This is a genomic window from Pseudomonas sp. LBUM1663 (assembly GCF_059695905.1).
The window spans coordinates 4,913,041-4,933,435 of sequence record NZ_CP166792.1; the positions used below are offsets into that span (position 1 = coordinate 4,913,041).

Annotated in this window: 18 protein-coding genes; 6 read left to right on the top strand and 12 right to left on the bottom strand. The window is 59.5% G+C overall.

The features are described from left to right. The first annotated feature begins 170 nt into the window (after positions 1-170). Complete coding sequence (locus ACA075_RS22545; protein WP_497295462.1) at positions 171-896, top strand: 4'-phosphopantetheinyl transferase family protein; 726 nt, start codon at positions 171-173, stop codon at positions 894-896. 132 nt (positions 897-1,028) lie between these two features. Here ACA075_RS22545 and ACA075_RS22550 read toward each other — a convergent pair whose 3' ends face one another. Both ACA075_RS22550 and ACA075_RS22555 read right to left on the bottom strand, forming a co-directional pair. Beyond that, on the bottom strand, positions 1,029-2,639 hold the full coding sequence (locus ACA075_RS22550; RefSeq protein ID WP_497295463.1) for an ATP-binding protein: 1,611 nt from the start codon (positions 2,637-2,639) through the stop codon (positions 1,029-1,031). Continuing rightward, entirely contained in the window at positions 2,636-3,349 is a 714-nt protein-coding gene (locus ACA075_RS22555; RefSeq protein ID WP_497295464.1) for a response regulator, read from the bottom strand. The genes ACA075_RS22550 and ACA075_RS22555 overlap by 4 nt, the downstream gene beginning before the upstream one ends. A 733-nt stretch (positions 3,350-4,082) precedes the next feature. On the opposite strand from ACA075_RS22555, the gene ACA075_RS22560 reads away from it, so the two are divergent. Next, entirely contained in the window at positions 4,083-6,977 is a 2,895-nt protein-coding gene (locus ACA075_RS22560) for a ribonucleoside-diphosphate reductase subunit alpha (protein WP_497295465.1), read from the top strand. 286 nt (positions 6,978-7,263) lie between these two features. Here the strand turns inward: ACA075_RS22560 and flgE are convergent, their stop codons facing one another. From flgE to ACA075_RS22590, 6 genes are all read right to left on the bottom strand, one after another. Then, positions 7,264-8,580: a flagellar hook protein FlgE gene (flgE, locus tag ACA075_RS22565; protein WP_219097178.1), complete on the bottom strand. Its 1,317-nt coding sequence runs from the start codon at positions 8,578-8,580 to the stop codon at positions 7,264-7,266. Positions 8,581-8,611: 31 nt separating this feature from the next. Further along, a complete protein-coding gene (gene flgD / locus ACA075_RS22570; RefSeq protein ID WP_497295466.1) occupies positions 8,612-9,334 on the bottom strand; it encodes a flagellar hook assembly protein FlgD in 723 nt (240 codons plus the stop codon). 15 nt (positions 9,335-9,349) lie between these two features. Further along, entirely contained in the window at positions 9,350-9,793 is a 444-nt protein-coding gene (flgC, locus tag ACA075_RS22575) for a flagellar basal body rod protein FlgC (protein WP_010457154.1), read from the bottom strand. 3 nt (positions 9,794-9,796) lie between these two features. Next, positions 9,797-10,204 carry a flagellar basal body rod protein FlgB gene (gene flgB / locus ACA075_RS22580; RefSeq protein WP_010457156.1) on the bottom strand — a complete coding sequence of 136 codons (408 nt, stop codon included), beginning with the start codon at positions 10,202-10,204 and terminating at the stop codon, positions 9,797-9,799. A gap of 419 nt (positions 10,205-10,623) precedes the next feature. Then, positions 10,624-11,451, bottom strand: coding sequence for a protein-glutamate O-methyltransferase CheR (gene cheR, locus ACA075_RS22585; RefSeq protein ID WP_010457158.1), 828 nt, complete (start codon positions 11,449-11,451; stop codon positions 10,624-10,626). A gap of 46 nt (positions 11,452-11,497) precedes the next feature. After that, entirely contained in the window at positions 11,498-12,430 is a 933-nt protein-coding gene (locus ACA075_RS22590) for a chemotaxis protein CheV (RefSeq protein WP_219097179.1), read from the bottom strand. 82 nt (positions 12,431-12,512) lie between these two features. Between ACA075_RS22590 and flgA the strand changes: the two genes are divergently transcribed. The 4 genes from flgA to ACA075_RS22610 all read left to right on the top strand — a co-directional run bounded on the left by flgA (position 12,513) and on the right by ACA075_RS22610 (position 15,121). Continuing rightward, complete coding sequence (flgA, locus tag ACA075_RS22595; protein WP_497295467.1) at positions 12,513-13,274, top strand: flagellar basal body P-ring formation chaperone FlgA; 762 nt, start codon at positions 12,513-12,515, stop codon at positions 13,272-13,274. A 165-nt stretch (positions 13,275-13,439) separates the two neighbouring features. Next, on the top strand, positions 13,440-13,766 hold the full coding sequence (gene flgM, locus ACA075_RS22600) for a flagellar biosynthesis anti-sigma factor FlgM (RefSeq protein ID WP_109633993.1): 327 nt from the start codon (positions 13,440-13,442) through the stop codon (positions 13,764-13,766). Positions 13,767-13,814: 48 nt separating this feature from the next. Then, complete coding sequence (locus tag ACA075_RS22605; protein WP_094471126.1) at positions 13,815-14,282, top strand: flagella synthesis protein FlgN; 468 nt, start codon at positions 13,815-13,817, stop codon at positions 14,280-14,282. A 92-nt stretch (positions 14,283-14,374) separates the two neighbouring features. Then, positions 14,375-15,121 carry a flagellar brake protein gene (locus ACA075_RS22610; RefSeq protein WP_497295468.1) on the top strand — a complete coding sequence of 249 codons (747 nt, stop codon included), beginning with the start codon at positions 14,375-14,377 and terminating at the stop codon, positions 15,119-15,121. Between the two features lie 64 nt (positions 15,122-15,185). On the opposite strand, the gene ACA075_RS22615 is transcribed toward ACA075_RS22610, so the two are convergent. The 4 genes from ACA075_RS22615 to ACA075_RS22630 form a co-directional block, all read right to left on the bottom strand. After that, positions 15,186-16,556, bottom strand: coding sequence for an MFS transporter (locus ACA075_RS22615; RefSeq protein WP_497295469.1), 1,371 nt, complete (start codon positions 16,554-16,556; stop codon positions 15,186-15,188). Between the two features lie 69 nt (positions 16,557-16,625). After that, a complete protein-coding gene (locus tag ACA075_RS22620) occupies positions 16,626-17,867 on the bottom strand; it encodes a glutamine synthetase family protein (protein ID WP_497299314.1) in 1,242 nt (413 codons plus the stop codon). Positions 17,868-18,068: 201 nt separating this feature from the next. Continuing rightward, positions 18,069-18,761 carry a sensor histidine kinase gene (locus ACA075_RS22625; protein ID WP_094471122.1) on the bottom strand — a complete coding sequence of 231 codons (693 nt, stop codon included), beginning with the start codon at positions 18,759-18,761 and terminating at the stop codon, positions 18,069-18,071. After that, on the bottom strand, positions 18,758-20,362 hold the full coding sequence (locus tag ACA075_RS22630; RefSeq protein WP_403106475.1) for a response regulator: 1,605 nt from the start codon (positions 20,360-20,362) through the stop codon (positions 18,758-18,760). Before ACA075_RS22630 ends, ACA075_RS22625 begins: the two co-directional genes overlap by 4 nt. Positions 20,363-20,395 lie beyond the last annotated feature (33 nt).

Below are 20,395 nucleotides of genomic sequence, written 5' to 3' on the forward strand. Positions count from 1 at the left end.
TTGCCCCCGTTGGGTGGCGAAGCCGCCCCAAACCCTGCAATCGCGTTTCGTCAGATACACCGCGTTCGCTGGGTTTACGACTGCTGCGCAGCCGAACGGGGGCAAGCCCCCTCACCACAAAAAACCACTGCTACTACCCAGCCACAAGGCAACCCGGCAAAATGCCCGACATGAACTCCACCCCCGCCCTACCCGCCTGCTGCACCCCGCTCGATGCCCATTGGCCGCTGCCGTTTGTGCTGCCTGACACGGTGCTGTTGAGTACGCACTTCGATACCTCGCAACTGGCCAGCGATGATTTCCGGCGCAGCGCCATCGAGCCACCGGCGAGCATCCAGCGCTCGGTCGCCAAGCGTCAGGCCGAGTTTCTGGCCGGTCGGGTCTGCGCCCGAGCGGCGTTGCAGCGGCTGGAAGGGCTGAGTTTCAGCCCGGCCATCGGTGAAGACCGGGCGCCGGTGTGGCCTGCGCATATCAGCGGCTCAATTACCCACAGCACCGGCCGGGCCGCGGCGATTGTCGCGAACAAGACCCACTGGCGTGGATTGGGGATGGACCTGGAAAACCTGCTCAACCCTGAACGGGCCGAGCGCCTGGCCGGGGAAATCCTCACCCCGCCGGAGTTGCAGCGCATGGCCGCAGGTCATCGTGACCAGTTAGCGATGCTGGTCACGCTGACGTTTTCGGTGAAGGAGAGTCTGTTCAAGGCGCTGTATCCGATTGTTCGGCAGCGGTTTTATTTTGAACATGCCGAGGTGCTGGAATGGACCGAGGCGGGTGAAGTGCGGCTGCGTTTGCTGACGGACCTGTCCAGCGAATGGCGCAATGGTACGGAGCTGGATGCGCAGTTTGGGGTGGTGGATGGACAGTTGTTGAGTCTGGTCAGTATCAAGGCCTGAGATCTTTAGTGCCGGGTCGGGCCTCTACGCGGGCAAGCCTCGCTCCTACGGGGGCCTACGCGAACGCTGTAGGAGCGAGCGGTGCGGCGATCCGACTTGCCCGCGAAGGCGATGGAACATTCACCACACCTCTCAGCGCTTCTCCTGATTCCTCGGCCAACTCAGACTGAAACACGCCCCGCCCAGACTCTTGCTCTTGCTGATCAACGCCCGCCCGTCATGCCAATGGATGATCCGTCGCACGATGGAAAGTCCCAAGCCATGCCCACCCGAGGCCCGGGTGCGGCTGTCATCAAGGCGCAGGAACGGCGTGAAGATTTTCTCCCACGCCGACTCTGGCACACCCGGCCCGTCGTCTTCGATGTCTACCCGGCAACGCTGCTGCCCCACCTGATAGCTGACGGTCACCCGCGACGAAGCATGGCGCATGGCGTTGCTCACCAGGTTCTGGATCGCCCGGTGTAAATAGCGCGGCTCGGCCTCGACCCAGGCATCGTCGCAATCGGCGGCGGACAAACACAACCCGCGCAGCACGGTGACGTCGGCGCGTAACGGCGCCAATTCCTCGATCACTTGATTGATCAACGCATCCAGATCGATCCGCTGGAAATTCAGCGCTGGCGAGCCCTGCTCCAAACGCGCGTAGGTCAGCATTTCGTCCACCAGCTTGTCGAGGTCCTCGATGTCGTGATCCATGCCTTCGCGGTATTTCTCCAGAGCCTGTGGCGTGGTGGCCGAGCCGATCATCTCCAGGCCAAAACGCAGGCGCGCCACCGGGGTGCGCAATTCGTGAGACACCGCGCGCACCAGTTCACGCTGGATCGCCAGCAACTGTTGCAAGTGCTCGGCCATGCCGTTGAACGCCGAGGCCAGTCGCCCCACCGAGTCCGCGCCGCGCGCCGGCACGCGGGTTTCCAGGCTGCCCTTGGCAATGCGCGTGGCAGCAGCTTCGAGGCCACGCAAGCGGCGCTCAAGTTGGCGCACCAATAAATAGACGATCAAACCGATCAGGCTCAAACCAAGGGCCGCAATCAGCACCAGCCATTCCGGCGGATAAGGATTCATCTGGTACAGCGGGCCGATTTCCAGGACCCACGGCGTGCCGACCATGCCGGCAAACACCCGGATCGAGTCACCGCCCTTGCCCAATGCCATCACCGTGTCGCCTTCGGAGATCCGGCGGCTCTGGTCTTCGTCCATGTCTGCCTGGTCGACGGTGACCAGGCGCAAGTCGAAACCGAAGCCCTTTTCTTGTTTCAATTGCGCCAGGCGCTTGGGCTGTTCCGCCACCGGCACGCGCACCAGTTCGTCGGCCAGCAGGTAAATAGTCGCTCGCGCCAGTTGCTCGCTGATCTGCTGGACTTCACCCGTCAGAACCAACTGTTCCTTGTCGCTGACCAGTCGATACACCTTCGCCGCATGCGGGCCGGTCTGTTCCACCAGGGCCTGGCCGCGCAGCACGCGGGTGCGTTGCGTCAGGTCGAGGTCGGTCTGGGCAAAGGTCTTCAGCGCCAACGGAATCCCGAGCAAACGCTCCCACACCAGCAAGGCGCGGTGGCGTTCGGTTTCGTTCATCGGGCTCAGATTGTCGGCCATCAACGAAAAGGTGCCGTGGGCCAGGCGTTCGCGGTATTGCTCGCTGCGCACCTGATTGAGCAGGTGCAAGGCCAGTACGCCGAGCACCGCGACCAGAATCAACGCCGCGCACATGCCGCCGTAGATACGCAGGAAGATCGAGTTCACGGGGTGCAGGCTTCCGGGACGAACAGATACCCTTTGCTGCGGATGGTTTTAATGAGTCGCGGATGCTCCGGGTCGTCGCCTATTTTCGGGCGGATGCGCGAGATGCGCACGTCGATGGAGCGATCCTGGCCGTCATAGCCGATGCCGCGCAGGGCGGTGAAAATCTCTTCCCGGGACAGGATGCGCCCGGCGTTGGCCACCAGCAGCCACAGCAGATCGAATTCGGCGCTGGTCAGTTCGATGCCGCTGTCATTTAGCCAGGCCTCGCGCAAGGCGTTGTCCACCACCAGCGGGCCGAATTGCAGACGCCGTTGTTTTTCCGGGGCCACTTCAGGGGCTTCACTGCGGCGCAACAGCGCCTGGATGCGCGCCAGCAGCAGACGCGGGCGCACCGGTTTGCACACGTAATCGTCGGCGCCCAGGTCCAGACCAAGAATTTGATCGGTATCGTCGGTGCGGGCGGTGAGCATCAGGATCGGACCGTCATACTTGTCGCGGACCTTGCGGCAGATGCTCAGGCCATCTTCGCCCGGCAGCATCAGGTCGAGGATCACCAGGTCCGGCTTTTCATTGATGATGCGGGCCGCGGCCAGGGCACCATTGCCCTCGATCGATACGCGCAGGCCATTGGCTTCCAGGTAATCGCGGGTCAGTTCGGCCAGACGCTGGTCGTCCTCCACAATCAATACCTGCCAGGCTTCTTGCTCCACGGTGACCTCTGCTTGCCAACAACACTTATAAGGAAGGATCCGCCCGTCTTTTTGTAATGATTGGGGAGGATAAGAATGCGTACACACTGGCCGATTGTATAAACGCCGAACGCCGAGAACACAAGCCGGCAAATGCGTTCGGACAACCCGGATTTTTGTGATAGGGTTCGCGCCCTTAAAAATCCGAATGACTGTTTTCAGTCGCTGAAAACCAGTGAAAAACGGTCCGCTCCAGCTAGGTCGCGGCCTACACGCCTGTTCCCTGTTTCACACACAATTTACGCACAGGTTTATCCACAGGTAGTACGTTGCAACACCCTCCAAAACGCATTATCTTGTAGCCCGGCGCAAAAAAAACCCTACATGTAGGGTTTTTGCTTAAATAGCCCAACCACATTTCAGACCAGAAACTCAAGCGCTTTATTGCTGATTCCGGTTGAACCAAGCGTGTTTTTGAAAGCCCAAACCGCACCTGCGGATGGCACCGTTTTTTGAGGCCAGAACAGCCGGAACGGTACGGGTGTTGCAGTCATTACTGTCACCCTGAATGGAATCCGGTTTCGAGCCCTGGCTCGCGACCAAAGACTTCGGCAAGGAAGCGGCATCATTAGCCTTTTCCTACTGTCCCGAAGTTGTTATGCCCGACGCCCCGTCGGTTGTAGTGCTTCAGGACAGAACGGTGGGCACCATGAAGGTGCTCAAACAAACATAGAGAATGTGGAGACACTCCCCCATGCAAACCGACACAACTCGCGAGAACCCGCAGGGCACCTTGCCGCAGGCCGCTGATTCGACTTCGGATCTGTCCGCCACCGCGCCTGGCCAACTGCGCGTGATCAAGCGTAACGGCACTGTCGTTCCTTATACCGATGACAAGATCACCGTCGCGATCACCAAAGCGTTTCTCGCAGTTGAGGGCGGCACCGCTGCCGCTTCGTCGCGAATCCATGACACCGTTGCCCGTCTGACCGAACAAGTCACCGCGACCTTCAAGCGTCGCATGCCTTCGGGCGGCACCATCCACATCGAAGAAATCCAGGACCAGGTCGAACTGGCCCTGATGCGTGCCGGCGAGCAGAAAGTGGCCCGCGACTACGTGATCTACCGTGACGGTCGTTCGAAAGAACGCGCTGCCCACGCCCCGGCCGAAGAAGCCGTCAACGCTCATCCGTCGATCCGCATCACCCGCGCCGATGGCACCTTTGCTCCTCTGGACATGGGCCGCCTGAACACCATCGTTACCGAAGCGTGCGAAGGCCTTGCAGAAGTCGACGGCGACCTGATCCAGCGCGAAACCCTGAAAAACCTGTACGACGGCGTGGCCCTGACCGACGTCAACACCGCACTGGTGATGACCGCCCGTACCCTGGTCGAGCGTGAGCCGAACTACTCGTTCGTGACCGCCCGCCTGCTGATGGACACCCTGCGTGCCGAAGGCCTGAGCTTCCTTGAAGTCGCCGAAAGCGCGACCCACCACGAGATGGTCGACCTGTACGCCAAGGCCCTGCCTTCGTACATCGCCAAGGGTATCGAATTCGAATTGCTGAACCCGGTCCTGGCCACCTTTGACCTGGAAAAACTCGGCAAGGCGATCAACCACGAGCGCGATCAGCAGTTCACCTACCTGGGCCTGCAAACCCTGTACGACCGGTACTTCATCCACAAGGACGGTATCCGCTTCGAACTGCCGCAGATCTTCTTCATGCGCGTGGCCATGGGCCTGGCGATCGAAGAGAAGAACAAGGAAGACCGTGCGATCGAGTTCTACAACCTGTTGTCGTCCTTCGACTACATGTCGTCGACTCCGACCCTGTTCAACGCCGGTACCCTGCGTCCACAGCTGTCCAGCTGCTACCTGACCACCGTGCCGGATGACCTGTCGGGCATCTACCACGCGATCCACGACAACGCCATGTTGTCGAAATTCGCCGGCGGCCTGGGCAACGACTGGACCCCTGTTCGTGCATTGGGCTCGTACATCAAGGGCACCAACGGCAAATCCCAGGGCGTCGTACCGTTCCTGAAAGTGGTGAACGACACCGCCGTAGCCGTCAACCAGGGTGGCAAGCGCAAAGGCGCTGTCTGTGCCTACCTGGAAACCTGGCACATGGACATCGAAGAGTTCATCGAACTCCGTAAGAACACCGGTGATGATCGCCGTCGTACCCACGACATGAACACCGCCAACTGGATCCCTGACCTGTTCATGAAGCGCGTCTTCGATGACGGCCCGTGGACCCTGTTCTCGCCGTCCGAAGTTCCAGACCTGCATGACCTGACCGGCAAGGCCTTCGAAGAGCGTTACGAGTACTACGAAGCGCTGTCCCAGTACCCAGGCAAGATCAAGCTGTTCAAGACCATCCAGGCCAAAGACCTGTGGCGCAAAATGCTGTCCATGCTGTTTGAAACCGGCCACCCATGGCTGACCTTCAAAGACCCGTGCAACCTGCGCAGCCCGCAGCAGCACGTGGGCGTGGTCCATAGCTCGAACCTGTGCACCGAGATCACCTTGAACACCAACAAGGACGAGATCGCCGTTTGCAACCTGGGCTCGATCAACCTGCCGAACCACATCGTCAACGGCAAGCTGGACACCGCCAAGCTGGAACGCACCGTGAACACCGCCGTTCGCATGCTCGATAACGTAATCGACATCAACTACTACTCGGTGCCACAAGCGAAGAACTCCAACTTCAAGCACCGTCCGGTCGGCCTGGGCATCATGGGCTTCCAGGACGCTTTGTACCTGCAGCACATTCCTTACGGTTCCGACGCGGCCGTCGAGTTCGCCGACAAGTCGATGGAAGCGGTCAGCTACTACGCGATCCAGGCTTCCTGCGACCTGGCCGATGAGCGCGGCGCCTACGAGACGTTCCAGGGTTCGCTGTGGTCCAAAGGCATCCTGCCGCTGGATTCGCAACAGATCCTGATCGAGCAACGTGGCCAGAAGTACATCGACGTTGACCTGAACGAATCCCTGGACTGGGCACCGGTTCGCGCCCGTGTACAGAAAGGCATTCGTAACTCCAACATCATGGCCATCGCACCGACCGCGACCATCGCCAACATCACTGGCGTCTCGCAGTCGATCGAACCGACCTACCAGAACCTCTACGTGAAATCGAACCTGTCGGGCGAATTCACCGTGATCAACCCGTACCTGGTTCGCGACCTGAAGGCTCGCGGTCTGTGGGACTCGGTCATGATCAACGACCTGAAGTACTACGACGGTTCGGTGCAACAGATCGAGCGCATCCCGCAAGAACTCAAAGAGCTCTACGCGACCGCGTTCGAAGTGGACACCAAGTGGATCGTTGACGCGGCAAGCCGTCGTCAGAAGTGGATCGACCAGGCTCAGTCGCTGAACCTTTACATCGCCGGCGCTTCGGGCAAGAAGCTGGACGTGACCTACCGCATGGCCTGGTACCGTGGTCTGAAAACCACTTACTACCTCCGTGCCCTGGCCGCGACCAGCACCGAGAAGTCGACCATCAACACCGGCAAGCTGAACGCTGTTTCCAGCGGCGGCAACCACGGTGAAGATTCGGTCCTGGCAGCACCTGCCGGCCCTGCTCCAGTGCCGAAGGCTTGCGCCATCGACGAGCCGGATTGCGAAGCTTGCCAATAAGCTGAGCCAGTGAGCGCTGAAAGGCGCTTACCTGGATAACCCCCGATCAGTCCTCTGGATTGGTCGGGGGTTTTCTTTTGCCTGTAGGAAAGTGGTAGCCGGGCTGACGCCATCGCGAGCAGGCTCGCTCTTACATTGGATAGATGCCGCACTGAAGATCCTTTGTAGGAGTGAGCCTGCTCGCGATGAGACCAGCACTGATAACCAAGATATCTACGCCAGGGACAAATCCCGGCCATAAAAAAACCCCTCTTTCGAGGGGTTCTTTATTCAGCGCGAACCAGCATCAGGTCATCTGAATGATGGTCTGCATGATGGTGCTCTGGGTGGAGATGGTCTTGGCGTTCGCCTGGTAGTTGCTCTGCGCCTTGATCAAATCAACCAGTTCGTTGGTCAGGTTGACGTTGGACTCTTCCAGGGAGTTGGACACCACCGCACCCAGCGTTCCGGTTTTCGGTGCATCGACACCCGCCACACCCGAAGCGAAGGTTTCTTTCCAGCGGGTACCGCCGATTGGCTGCAAGCCTTGCTCGTTGGCGAAGCTGGCGACCGCTACCTGGCCGATAGCCTTGGTTTGCTGGTTGCTGAAGTTGGCGGTCATGACACCGCTTTCGTCGATGGTCAGGCTGGCAATCTGGCCGGTGGCATAACCGTCCTGGTACTGCGCAGTACGGGCGGTTGGCGAAGCGTAGGAGGTGGTTTTGGTCATGTCGAACGCAATACCGCCGGCGGCTGCGTCCGAGCCGTTCAGGGCCCAGGTTGGCGGGTTGGAATTTGGGTTAACCAACACGCCCGGCTTCCAGCCTGTCATGGTCAGGGTGTTGCCGACTTTAGTCCAGCCTGCACCGGCCGTCAGCGTCTTGATGCTGCCATCAGGGTTGAAGGTGATGTCGGCAGTGATTGGCACCTGAGGAACTGCAGTCGGGTCCGTTGGGCTACGACCGTCCATGTAGGTGTAAACGGTCCAGGAGTTGGATGCCGCATTTTTTACGTAGTACTGATCCATCCTGTGCTCGTTACCTTGGGTGTCGTACACAGGGGTGGAAATGGTTTTGTTGTAGCTATTGGTGTCTTTGACGTTGAACGGCGTCACTGTCGGCAGTGGGTCCGACGAGTTCAGGTTCAGCGTCTGATCGATACGGGTCGTGGCATGTGGCGCCAGGCTTGAGGTGTCGATTTTCAGGTCGGTCAGCACACCGTTGATGATCTTGCCGTTGGCATCAACACCATAACCCTGCAGGCGGTTACCGTTGTTGTCGACCACGTAGTTTTCGGCGTCAGTCTTGAACGCGCCGGCACGGGTGTAGCTCAGGGAGCCGTTGTCGCTGAGGATGAAGAAACCGTTGCCCTGGATACCCATGTCCAACACGTTACCGGTGTTGTTCACGTCGCCCTGGCCGAACTGCTGGGAAACGTTGGCCAGACGCACGCCGTTGCCGATGGTCTTGCTGCCGGTACCCAGGCGCGTGGCCGAGTACACGTCTTCGAATTCTGCACGGGACGATTTGAAACCGGTGGTCGCGACGTTGGCGATGTTGTTGCCGGTCACGTCCAGTTGTTTGTTGGCTGCATAGAGACCGCTAAGGCCGATATTGAAAGACATATTCCACTCCTTTGTGCCGTGTTAGTCGGCTCTATATACCAATGGTTTGTACTTTGGACAGGGCAACACTGCCCAGGCCTGCCAGGTTCAGCATCAACTCACCGCCGGTCTGGCTGATGGTCACACTGTTGACGGTTGCCGGCAGGTAAGTCACCAGCGAGGTCGCCTTGCTGTCGTAAGTCGCGGTGGCGGCAAATTTGTACTTGCCAGCCTTGGCCACTTCGCCTGCATCGTTCTTGCCGTCCCAGATGAAGCTGGCGTTGCCGGCCTTCTGGCTGCCCAGGTCGATGGTGCGAATCAATTTGCCATCAGCGTCGGTGATCTTGATCGTCACCGGATCCACCGATGCCGGAACCACGGCCGTGCCGTTGAAGCTCTTGGAGGTATCGACGACCGCTGTGTCGGTCTGCGCGACCACCGAGCGGCCCACCAGCGAAGACGCTTGCAGCGCTTGCGACGAGTTGTAGTTGCCGGCAATGCCGCTGACCGTATCGTTCAGCGTGGTGATGCCTTCCAGGCTACTGAACTGAGCCAGCTGAGCGACGAAGTCACCGTTGTCCTGGGGCTCGAGCGGGTTCTGGTTTTTCAGCTGGGTGACCAGCAATTGCAGGAACGCATCCTTGCCCAACGCCTTCTTGCCGGTGGCGCTGTTGGTCGCCGAGGTCAGGCCGTCGGCGCTGGTGTTGGTCTTGACCGAAGAATTGGCCAAGACATCCTTGATGTTCACGCCGCTGGTGGTATCGGTAACACTCATCTGAGTCGCCCCTTATCACTGACCGAGGGTCAGGACCTTCTGCATCATGGTTTTGGCGGTGTTCATCATTTCGGCGTTGGTCTGGAACGAGCGACTGGCGGAAATCATGTCGGCCATTTCTTCGACGACGTTGACGTTCGGGTAGTAGACGTAGCCCTTGGCATCGGCGGCCGGATGATTCGGCTCGTAACGCGCATCAAGGTTGCTCTGGTCTTCGACCACGCCCAGCACTTGCACGCCTTGACCGGCGGCGTCCTGGTTCTGGAACAGCGAATCGCTGCCGCCGCTCTGGCCGCCCTGGAACATGGTGGCGAACACCGGGTGACGGGCGCGATAGGTCTGGTCGATGCTCGACGAGACGGTTTCGGCGTTGGCGATGTTCGAGGCCACGGTGTTCAAGCGCGTGGTCTGCGCACTCATGCCGCTACCGGCAATGTTGAAAACACTGGATAGAGACATGAATTACTCTCCGCGCAGGGCTGACATCAGCCCTTTGAATTTGCTGTTGAGCAGGGTGAAGCTGGCCTGGAAGCCGACGGCGTTTTCCGCGTAGTTCGACTGTTCCAGTTGGGCGTCCACGGTGTTCTGGTCGATCGACGGCTGCATGGGCGTGCGATACATCAGCGACTCGTCGCCATTGCCCAGGCCTTCGGCCTCGATATGGCGGTTGTTGGTCATGTTCAAGGCAAACGTGCCACCCTTGGTTTTCTCGTTCTGTGCGGCGAGCACTTTGGAGAACTCCAGATCCCGAGCCTTGTAGTTCGGGGTGTCGGCGTTGGCGATGTTGTTGGCCAGGACCTCGGCACGCTGCGCGCGGAAGCCCAGGGCTTGTTCGTGGATACCGAGCGCTTTATCGAAGCTGATGCTCATGTCGGGAAACCTTCGGGTGACCTGATTTTTCGTATCAGAGACATAGCAAGCGGCGTGCCAATTCAAAAAAGCCCGGAAACCGGGGCTTTGCCGGCAGTGGCAAGGCGGCAATGCCAGAAAAGCGGCAACCGATTTCCGCCGCCTGCCGCTTTTCTGCCGCTTATCACCCTACAAAGAACAGCACCGGCCTCCTGTAGGAGTGAGCCCTGTGGCGAGGGGGCTTGCCCCCGTTCGGCTGCGAAGCAGTCGTAAATGCGATTTAACTTTGAAATGCCGGGGCCGCTTCGCGACACAACGGGGGCAAGCCCCCTCGCCACAGGGCTCACTCCCACAGGGTTCTAGTGGTGGGTTCGGGAAATCATCCGGCAAAAAAAACGGGAGTCCCTGAGGACTCCCGTTTTTTTAATGCTGCCAACGAATCACTTCGCCTGGTAAATGATCCCCGGGCTGCACTGGACCATCTGGTAATGATCCGGCAAACCGTTCAGCGCTTCGGAGGCGCCGAGGAACAGATAACCGCCCGGCTTGAGCGTGCTGTGAATGCGCAACAGGATGTCTTTCTTCACCTCGGCGGAGAAGTAGATCAGCACGTTGCGGCAGAACACGATGTCGAACTTGCCCAAGGCTGCGTAGCTGTCCAGCAGGTTGAACGAGCGAAATTCCACGCGGCTCTTGATCGGTGCCTTGATGGCCCAGCGTCCCGGCCCTTTGGGGTCGAAGTAACGCTGAAGGCGCTCGGGCGACAGGCCACGGCCGATGGCCAGGCTGTCGTACTCGCCGGTCTTGCAGTTGGTCAGCATGGTGCCGGACAAGTCGGTCGCGACGATTTGCGCGCCCATCTTCAACTGGCCCATGTTGACGCGCTCGAACTCATCGATGGACATCGACAGCGAATACGGTTCCTGACCCGACGAGCACGCCGCCGACCAGATCCGCAGGCGCTGGCCGGGGGCCGCCTTGATCGCTTCGGGCAACACCTTGTTCTTCAAGACTTCAAACGGATAGGTGTCACGAAACCACAGGGTTTCGTTGGTGGTCATGGCATCCACCACCATCTCGCGCAAACCGCTGCGCGGCTGGGTCTGGATGCGCTGAACCAGCTCACCCAGGGACTTGATGCCTTGCTGCTCCATCAGTTTGTTGAGACGGCTCGAGACCAGGTACTGCTTGTTTTCACCGAGCAAAATGCCACAGGCTTTTTCCAGGAATACCCGGAACTGTTCGAAATCCAAATTACCCGTAGACAAAGATGCCGCCTCTTAAATCGTGTTAACCACCAGGGGCAGAAGGCCCCTAGCTGATATCTGCTGCTTTGATCCGGTCGACTACCCGGGATGCCAGGTCATCAGGACGGAATTTGGCAAGGAAGTCATCCGCGCCGACCTTCTTGACCATTGCCTGATTGAATACACCCGACAACGAAGTATGCAGGATGATATGAAGCTTTTGCATGCGCGGGTCGTTGCGGATCTCGGCCGTCAGGGTGTACCCGTCCATTTCCGGCATCTCGATGTCGGAAATCATCATCAGGAACTCTTCTTCCGGCTTCTTGCCCTCATCAACCAGCTTGCGCAAGTAATCCAGCGCTTGCCGGCCGTCGTTCAATGCCACCACTTCGACGCCGACCGTTTGCAGGCAACGAGTCACCTGCTTGCGCGCCACCGACGAGTCATCGACCGTCAATACCCGCAAGGACAGCGCCTTGTGCTGGGTTTCGACATCCACCACGCCGACCGAAATCGCTTCCGGTGTCGGCGCCACTTCCGCCAGCACTTTCTCGACGTCGATGATTTCGACTAACTGATTGTCGACCCGAGTCACAGCTGTCAGGTAATGATCGCGTCCCGTGCCCTTGGGTGGCGGATGAATCTCCTCCCAGTTCATGTTGACGATGCGCTCCACCGAGCGCACCAGGAAACCCTGGGTCTTGGTGTTGTACTCCGTGATGATCACGAACGGGTTGCTTTGATCTTTAAGTGCGCCGGAGCCGGTCGCCATTGCCAGATCAAGAATCGGAATGGTCGCCCCCCGGATACTTGCCACACCGCACACGACAGGACTGGACTTGGGCATCAGGGTCAGTTTGGGGCATTGCAGCACTTCCCGAACCTTGAACACGTTGATCCCATACAGCTGCTGGCCGTCGAGACGGAACAACAACAGCTCAAGGCGATTTTGCCCAACCAATTGCGTGCGCTGGTTTACTGCATCCATTACACCAGCCATGCACAGACTCCTACACCAACGCTTAAGTGTGTTGCGACGCACGTTCATTGCTAAACGGCACGGCGCTTGCTTTTTAACTCTTATGAACACAGAACCGACATTTTTCCGACGCCTGACATCAATGACCCGCAAATTGCTTTGCGCGATGTCGGCCGTTTGCCTGTTCAACGCTGGCAGCCCTGCCCTTGCTGACGCGGTTACCTTGCCTGACATGCTTATCGGCGTCACTCAGGGCTTTCTTGAATTCACCGTAGAAGACTATTTGGCCACCAGTCAAACGGAAGGACGCTACGAAATCGAGGTCAACCAGCTCGATCCGCGACTGCGCATGCCCATGTGCGACAAGGAATTGACAGCCACCCTGGAGAGCCCAGCGACCCCGATTGGGCGGGTCACGGTCAAGGTCCGCTGCGACAGCACATCCCCCTGGACAGTCTTCGTACCCGCTCAAGTCCGCCTGTTTCGGGACGTTGTCACCACCACCCGACCGCTCAAACGCGCCGGGGTCATCGAGCCCGGCGACGTCATGTTGCGCGAGCGGGACATCAGCCTGATCAACCAGGGTTATTTCACCTCCCTGGAACAAGCCGTAGGACAGAAACTTACCCGACCAACGGTCGCCAATCAGGTCCTGACGCTGGTCCATCTCGAACAGGCGGAAGTCATCAGCAAGGGCGACCAAGTGGTGATTACCGCCCGCAGTGGTACGCTCAGCGTGCGTATGCCAGGCGAAGCCCTGTCCAACGGCGGCCTGCGTGAACAGATTCGTGTGAAAAACCTCAACTCCCAACGGGTCATCAAGGCGCAAGTCACCGCGCCGGGCCAGGTGGAAGTGGCCATGTAGTACGATCTGCTGGTGAAAGATGGCGCGCCGCCCGGCGGTTCCCTAAACTGTGCCGCAGGCAGGACAAGCGCTGGCGCATGCAAGCTCATTGATAAATGGGCCTAAAGTTTTCGCAGGGAGAGCCGAAAACATGGCAAGCGTCCAAATACCCAGAGGTTTTTTATCATGGTCATCGATTTCAGCCGTTTGAACAGCTCCTCGTCACTTACCGGTAGTACGCGTACCAGCACCGCGAAGGAAACCGCCGAAACCGGCAAATCCGCGCCGCTGAATACCCCGGCCGAACAGGCCAGTACCGCCAAAAGCGGGGAATCGGTACACCTCAGCAATGAGGCTCAACAGTTGCAGAAGGTCACTGACAAGCTGCGCGATCAGCCTGCCGTCGATAACGCCCGCGTGGCCGAGTTGAAAGCAGCGATTGCCGATGGCAGCTATAAAGTCGACAGCAACCGTGTAGCCAGCAAACTGCTCAACTTCGAAGCCCAGCGCTAGGCCACGGCCTGCGCCAGGCTTTTGGACGCTTAAACCCCAAGGCCAGCCATGCACGACACTAATTTACTGCAACTGATCACCGACGACTTTGCTCCAGCGCAATACTTGCTGGAGTTACTGCAAACCGAGTCCCTCGCCTTGCACGGTCGCGACATGCCGCTGCTCGAAGATATTCTGGCGCAGAAACAGGCAATGATCATTCTGCTTGAACAGCATGGCCGCAAGCGCAGTGAAATCCTCGCCAGCCTGAATCTGCCGACCGATCGCAGTGGCCTGGAGCAACTTGCCAGCCAGTCGAGCATCGGCGATCAATTGCTGGAACAGAGCGAGAAACTGACCGATCTGCTGGCTCAATGCCAGGCGGCCAACGTCAACAATGGCCAGTCGATCCTGGTCCAGCAGGCCGCCACGGCCAATCAGCTGAAAATCCTCACCGGCGGCGAACCGCCAGCGCTTTACGATGCCCGCGGATCAACCTCCATGCTAGCGAAGCCGCGCCCGCTTAGTCAGGCTTGAGCCTGTTAATGAGCACGCTCTATCAAGACGCCTCACATGCTGGCAGTATGCTAGCAAGTCGCAGTCATATTTTGTCTGGAGAATGATGAACCGTGTTCAATGCCTTAAACGCGGAAGATGCTCCGCAGCCACCCAAGGTGCTATCCACGCCGATGGAGATCGCCGGTAACCTGCGGCAGCTGCAAGAAAGCCATGACCCGCTGATCATCACGTTCCACGAACGCAGCCAGCGCTTCCAGAGCTATCTGGTGGACGTCGACCGTGACGGCAACCGCATTGCCCTGGACGAAATGGTGCCTCGCGATGGCGAACGCTATCTGCTGGCAGGCGAATCATTTCGGGTTGAAGGCTTCCACGAGGGCGTGCGCATTGCGTGGGAAAGCAACGGCACGCTGACCATCGATGAGTCCGGTGGCGGTCGCTGCTACCGCGGCACTCTTCCCGATGAAGTGGTCTACCACCAGCGCCGCAATGCCTTCCGGGCTGCGCTGAAGCTGGCGCAACTGGTCGATGTCGAACTGGGCGGTGAAAAGCTCAAGTTCCCGATCAGAGGCAAGCTGCTCGACATCTCTGCCACGGGCTGCAAGCTGCGCTTTGAAGGTGACATCACCCCCCGGCTGCAACTGGGTCAGGTCTACGACCGCTTTATTGCCGACCTGCCCTTCGGCAGCATGACCGCGCCGGTGGAACTGCGGTACCTGCACTTCGAAGAAAGAATCTCCACCACCTTCGCCGGCATCCGCTTCCACAACATGAGCGGACTGGTGCAGCGCCAGGTTGAACGATTCGTCTATCAGCTTCAGCGTGAAGCGCGCCGCTTCGACAAAGACGACATGTAATACGGCGCTTCAACAAAAAACGGGCAGTCCCTTGCGGTGACTGCCCGTTTTTTTATGCGCCGGTTTAAGGCCGGGCCTCGGTAAAGCTTTGCTCGCGACCCGTGTCCGGGTCTTCTGGTGGTGGATCGATCTCGGGATCCGGCTCTGGTTCAGGCGCAGGTTCTGGGCTGATCGGGTTTTGCATCTGATCCTGCACCACCTGCTCATCAACCCGCGGGTCAAGGCACGCCACCAGTGGCGAACTCGACATGCTGTCCGGCATGGCCACGTGATGCAGCGGTGCATCTTCGACCTGATGCAGGTTGGTGACCGCTTTCGGGCGGATCCGCCACACCAGCACCAACGCGAAGAAGCTGAAGAAGGCATACAGCATGTGGCTGCCAAACAGCTTCATCAGGACCCCGGCCACCAACGGCCCGATACTGGCGCCCACGCCGTAAGTCACCAGCAACATCGCAGTCAGGGACACGCGACGATCACCTTCGACGTGGTCATTGGAGAAGGCCACCGCCAGCGGATACAGGCAGAACATCACCAGCGAGCAGAAGAACCCGGCGACAAACAGAACCTCCAGCGGGACCTGCTGCATGATCGCCAGCGGCAACGCGGTCAGGGCCAGGACCACCGCAAAACAGCGGATCAACAACGCCCGGTCATAACGGTCGGACAGCCAGCCCAATGGCCACTGCACCAACAGCCCGGCAAAAATGCAGCTACCCATGAATAGACCGACCTGCTCCGTCGACAACCCTTGCTGCGAGGCATACAACGGCGCCAGACCGTAGAAGGAGCCAATAATCAGCCCTGCTCCCAGCACCGTACTCAACGACTGCGGCACCCGCTTGATGAAGAACCGCGGCTCCATCGGCGCCGGATGCAGCGGCGCCGGGTGAATCCGCCGGGTCAGGGCCACCGGCACCAGGCACAGCGCGAAACACAAGGCGACCAGCATCAGCAGTTCCAGGCCCAGGGCCGGGTGCATGACCAGAATCAGCTGACCGAGCACCAGCCCCAGGTAGGAAGCGATCATGTAGCCGCTGAACACCGTGCCGCGCTGGGACGCTTCGGCCTGCTCATTGAGCCAGCTTTCGATCACCATGTACTGGCACATCATGCCGAGGCCGACGATCACCCGCAGGAATATCCACGCCGGCAGCCAGTCGATCAGGCCGTGACCGAGCACCGCCGCGCCGACAATCCCGGCGCACGCTGAATAGGCGCGAATGTGCCCGACCCGGGCGATCAGTCGGTGACCGATCTTGCCGCCCAGCACCAGGCCGAAATAGTTGGCCGCCATCAACGCACCGACCCACAAGCTGTCGACGTTATCCGCCGCCAGGCGCAGGCCCAGGTACGTACTCAGCAAGCCTGAGCCGATCAACATCATCAGCGAGGCAAAATATAGCGCTCGAAAAGGTTTCCAGATTTGGCGCATCGGCGTTCCGAGCGGCTCCTTGCGGTAAGAACGGGCTATCCGAAAAGATAGCCCGAAGACGACAGGTCGTCAGGCCTGGGCGGCCAGGACACGGCGCTCCCAGGGCGTAATTTCATCAAAGAAGCTAGTCAACTCCAAGGTCTTCGAAGCGACGTAGCCTTCGATGAACTCCTCGCCGAACAGTTCCTTCGCCAATTGGCTACGTTTCAGACGCTCAAGAGCGGCATGCAAGGTACACGGCAATGAAAGATTATCCGGCACCTCGAACTCACCCTGGATCGCCGCGCTTGGCTCCAGTTCGTTTTCAATGCCATACAAACCGGCGGCGAGACTCGCGGCGATCGCCAGATACGGATTCGCATCGGCCCCCGGCAAGCGGTTCTCGACCCGACGAGCGGCCGGCGAACTGGCAGGAATGCGCAATCCCGCGGCACGATTGTCGTGGGACCAGCAGGCATTGTTGGGCGAAGCAAACGGATGGCACAAGCGCTGATAGGAATTCACGTTAGGCGCGAACAGCGCGGTGAAATCCGCCATACCGGCCTGCTGCCCCCCAATGAAATGCCGGAAGGTCGCCGTCGGCTGACCGGCCTTGTCGCTGAACACATTCCGTCCGCTGCCGATCTCGACGATGCTCTGGTGAATGTGCATCGAACTGCCCGGCGTGTGCGCCAGCGGCTTGGCCATGCACACCACGGTCAGGCCGTGCTTGAGCGCGACTTCTTTGAGCAGGTGTTTGAATAGGAATGTCTGGTCGGCCAGCAGCAACGGATCACCGTGCAGCAAGTTGATCTCGAACTGGCTGACGCCCATCTCGTGCATGAAGGTGTCACGCGGCAAGCCCAGGGCCGCCATGCAGGCATAGACTTCACTGAAGAACGGCCGCAGACCGTTATTTGAACTGACACTGAACGCCGAATGCCCCTCCTCGCGACGACCGTCCAGGCCCAGCGGCGGCTGGAACGGTTGCGTCGGGTCGGGATTGGGCGCGAACACGAAGAATTCCAGCTCGGTCGCCACCACCGGCACCAGGCCCAGCGCCGCGTAACGGGCGATGACCGCTTTGAGTTGGCCACGGGTCGACAGCTTCGAGCTTTCGCCGGTCAGTTCATCGGCGTCGCAAATGGCCAGTGCCCGGGGTTGCTGGCTCCAGGGCAGGCGGTGGATGTGCGCCGGGTCAGGCACCAGCGCCAGGTCGCCATCATCGCTGCCGTAAAAACGTGCTGGCGGATATCCGCCCATGATGCATTGCAGCAGCACACCCCGCGCCATCTGCAAACGCCGTCCTTCGAGAAACCCCTCGGCGGTCATTACCTTGCCACGGGGCACGCCGTTCAAATCCGGCGTGACACATTCAATCTCATCAATGCCCGTCAATCGCTGTGCGAGTGAACGCTGGCCATCGGTTGTCATGACGCAATCCTTTGTAATTGTGCGAGCCGCGAACGGCGACCCGTACAAAATAGGCTCCGCCTGTTCGGAATATCAAGCAGCGCCACACAAAAAGAAACGTCACGGCAAATAGAGGCTGAATACCCCGCCGCCCAACGGGCCGCCGTTGCTGATCCGGGTGCGCCCACCCACGCCATTGCGCTGGTGCAGCGCGGCAATCCGCCCGGCGAAGTACAGGCCCAGGCCGGTGCTGCTACTGCTGTAGTTGATGCCCTGCACATAGTCCGCTTGAAGCTCGATCATCTCGGCTGGATAGCCGTCGCCATCATCGTTGACGGTCAGCACCAATTCGCCGGCCTCATCGACGACGCTGATCAGCAACGATTGGCGGGCGTAACGAATGGCGTTGTTGATGCAGTTGGCCAGCACCGAGGCCACCAGCTCCCGGTCGAAGAAACCCAGGGGGCTCAACGGGTCGACTTCATAGGTCGCGACGATGCCGCGACTGGCGAACACCTCTTGATGGCAAGCCAGTTGCGCTTCGAGGAAATCATCCAGCTCATGGTACGCCGGCTGCAATGGCAGTTGATTGACGCCCAGCTTGTACAGACCCAGCAACTGCACGAGCATGCCGTTGAGGTGCGCGAATTCGTACTCGATGACGCCCTGCTCCGGGCTGTGCCGCTCGGGATCGGGCAGGCGGGCCAGCCATTGGCTATGGGCCTGCATCAACATGGCCAACGAGTTCTTCATGTCGTGCACGGTGGAGGCAATCACCGTCGAAAAATCCAGTGCAGAGTTGTCTTGGCTCATCCGCTGAACGCCTTGATTTTCAGTTTCTGGTAGCGCGGATACCGCGCGTCGGTGTCGGGCATCATGCCGACCAGTTTCAGGCAGGCCCGGCATTCATCGAGCTCGGCCGACGGCACGCTGGTGTCCGTGCCGTGCAGCAGCGACTGCGCCATGTTCAGCGCGATACTGATGTTCTTCGGTTGCATATGCAGGGCCTTGCGAAACACCGCCCGGGCTTCCGCCAGGTTGCCGGTCTTGTACACCTGCACGCCTTGACGGTTGAGTTCGGAAGCCGCATTGCTCTGACTGAGAATCGTCGGGTCATCGGTCAGTTTGGCGATCCCTTGCATCACCACCGGATCGTCACCATAAATTTCCGCACAGTTTTTCAACATCGACGCGCCGGCGCTCGCCTGGCCGAGCATTTGCAGCTGCTTGGCCACCAGCAGCGCCGCTTCGGCGCTCATGAACTGCTCCATGCCATCGAGGCGCATCATCGCCTGCTCGGTGAGCTTCTCGGCGGTTTCGGCGTCGTTGAGCAACAGGCTGGTGGCTTTCATCAGGCGCGCACGGATCTGCAAGCCAGGATCAGAAGGATTTTCCTTGGCCACCAGACTGAGGGTCGTGTTGATCTCCAGTCGGGTGCGGGTATCCAGGCCTTTCTCGCTACCTTTGCTGATCAAGGCGTGGGCCAGGCCCAGGTTGCTTTCGGCATCCTTGAAGCGTGACTGCGCGCCTTGGGACACGGCCTGACGATAAGCCTTGGAGGCCGTGTCGAAATCTTCGTTGGCCATCGCCAGTTTGCCCAGCAGCGCTTGCCGGCGCACCGCCAGCGGCGACAGGCGAATGGCTTCTTCCAATACTTTCTGCGCGCCCTTGGTATCCCCTTCGACCACCAACACGTCGGCCATGCCGTCATACAGCGCCGGCATCATCGGAAACACTTTCAGGGCTTTTTCGTAGATGCCTTTGGCCTGGCTGACCTGGCCGCGCTTGAACAGCAACTTGCCCAACCCGGCAAACGCCCACGGTAACGGGCGATCGGCAATGATGCTGTCGTAGAGGCGCTCCAGCGCCTCGTTCTGATTCAGGTCGCGCAAGGCGTCCGCGCGGTAACGCAGGCACAGCGGCGAATAACGGATGTCCTTCTTGCACAGCTCGATACAGGCGTTGAGCACTTCGAGCGGTTTGCCACGATCGAGCGCTTGCAGGATCGGCTTGAGCAGGTTCTTGCGCTGTTCCAGACGCTCCAGGCGCTGGGCCAGGCCGGAACGGTTGAATGGCTTGGTCAGATAAGCGTCAGGTTCGTGTTCCAGCGCACTGAGCACCATAGCCTGGCTGGTTTCGGCAGTGACCATGACGAACACGCTTTCATGGCTGATCAGCTTCTCGATCATCAAGTCTTCGAGGACTTGCTGGCCGTTCTTCTTGCCGTCGCCGAGGTGGAAATCCTGCAGGATGAAATCGTAGGCCTTCTGCGAACACATACGCAGCGCCTGCTCCCCGGTGTCCGCAGTGTCGACGTCCTTGACCCCCAGTTCACGCAGCATGGACCTGACGGAACTGCGGAAATCCGAGAAATCATCGACGATCAGAAAACTCTTTTGGTGATACGACAGCATCGAAGATTTCCAGGCAATTTGAGAAGAAGACCA

What these genes read in the sequence shown, in the direction of transcription:
- flgB (WP_010457156.1), bottom strand. Translation starts at nt 10,204, where the DNA reads ATGAGCATCAGCTTCGATAAAGCGCTCGGTATCCACGAACAAGCCCTG.
- ACA075_RS22615 (WP_497295469.1), bottom strand. Translation starts at nt 16,556, where the DNA reads ATGCGCCAAATCTGGAAACCTTTTCGAGCGCTATATTTTGCCTCGCTG.
- flgD (WP_497295466.1), bottom strand. Translation starts at nt 9,334, where the DNA reads ATGAGTGTTACCGATACCACCAGCGGCGTGAACATCAAGGATGTCTTG.
- ACA075_RS22560 (WP_497295465.1), top strand. Translation starts at nt 4,083, where the DNA reads ATGCAAACCGACACAACTCGCGAGAACCCGCAGGGCACCTTGCCGCAG.
- flgA (WP_497295467.1), top strand. Translation starts at nt 12,513, where the DNA reads ATGAACACAGAACCGACATTTTTCCGACGCCTGACATCAATGACCCGC.
- flgM (WP_109633993.1), top strand. Translation starts at nt 13,440, where the DNA reads ATGGTCATCGATTTCAGCCGTTTGAACAGCTCCTCGTCACTTACCGGT.
- ACA075_RS22625 (WP_094471122.1), bottom strand. Translation starts at nt 18,761, where the DNA reads ATGAGCCAAGACAACTCTGCACTGGATTTTTCGACGGTGATTGCCTCC.
- ACA075_RS22545 (WP_497295462.1), top strand. Translation starts at nt 171, where the DNA reads ATGAACTCCACCCCCGCCCTACCCGCCTGCTGCACCCCGCTCGATGCC.
- flgE (WP_219097178.1), bottom strand. Translation starts at nt 8,580, where the DNA reads ATGTCTTTCAATATCGGCCTTAGCGGTCTCTATGCAGCCAACAAACAA.
- flgC (WP_010457154.1), bottom strand. Translation starts at nt 9,793, where the DNA reads ATGTCTCTATCCAGTGTTTTCAACATTGCCGGTAGCGGCATGAGTGCG.
- ACA075_RS22605 (WP_094471126.1), top strand. Translation starts at nt 13,815, where the DNA reads ATGCACGACACTAATTTACTGCAACTGATCACCGACGACTTTGCTCCA.
- ACA075_RS22590 (WP_219097179.1), bottom strand. Translation starts at nt 12,430, where the DNA reads ATGGCTGGTGTAATGGATGCAGTAAACCAGCGCACGCAATTGGTTGGG.
- ACA075_RS22630 (WP_403106475.1), bottom strand. Translation starts at nt 20,362, where the DNA reads ATGCTGTCGTATCACCAAAAGAGTTTTCTGATCGTCGATGATTTCTCG.
- ACA075_RS22620 (WP_497299314.1), bottom strand. Translation starts at nt 17,867, where the DNA reads ATGACCGCCGAGGGGTTTCTCGAAGGACGGCGTTTGCAGATGGCGCGG.